Source organism: Mesorhizobium sp. M00.F.Ca.ET.216.01.1.1, from assembly GCF_004010325.2.
Taxonomy (GTDB): Bacteria; Pseudomonadota; Alphaproteobacteria; order Rhizobiales; family Rhizobiaceae; genus Mesorhizobium.
Genome location: NZ_SADR02000127.1, coordinates 1 through 456 on the forward strand (window position 1 = coordinate 1; position 456 = coordinate 456).

Sequence of the window (456 nt, forward strand, 5' to 3'; positions counted from 1 at the left end):
GCTGCCGGGCGGGCTGGTCACCTTCTTCCTCATCCTGTTCGCGCTCGGCCTTGTGGTCTTCCTCGCCTTCAGGGGCAATGACGGCTCGCTGCTCGGCGTCGGCCTGACGGCGGAGAATTTTCTCACCGTCGCCACCGATCCGCTTTACTGGACAGTGACGCTGCGCTCGCTGGTCATTGCCGGCCTGGTGACGCTCGCGACCGTCGTTACCGCCTATCCGGTCGCCTACTACCTCGCCTTCCATGCCGGGCGACGGCGCAACCTGCTGCTCTTCCTGGTCACGCTGCCCTTCTGGACCAGCTACCTTTTGCGCGTTTTCGCCTGGAAGATCGTGCTTGCCTATAACGGCGTGCTGAACTCGGCTTTCATCGAAAGCGGCCTATGGTCGGAGCCGACACTCGCGTTCCTCAACACGCCGGCCGCGGTGGTGGTGACACTGGCGCATGCCTACGCGCC

1 pseudogene is annotated in these 456 nt (G+C 64.3%); it reads left to right on the top strand.

What is annotated here, in order from left to right:
• Positions 1-456 (top strand): annotated as a pseudogene (locus tag EN859_RS35360) (ABC transporter permease); the annotation flags it as partial.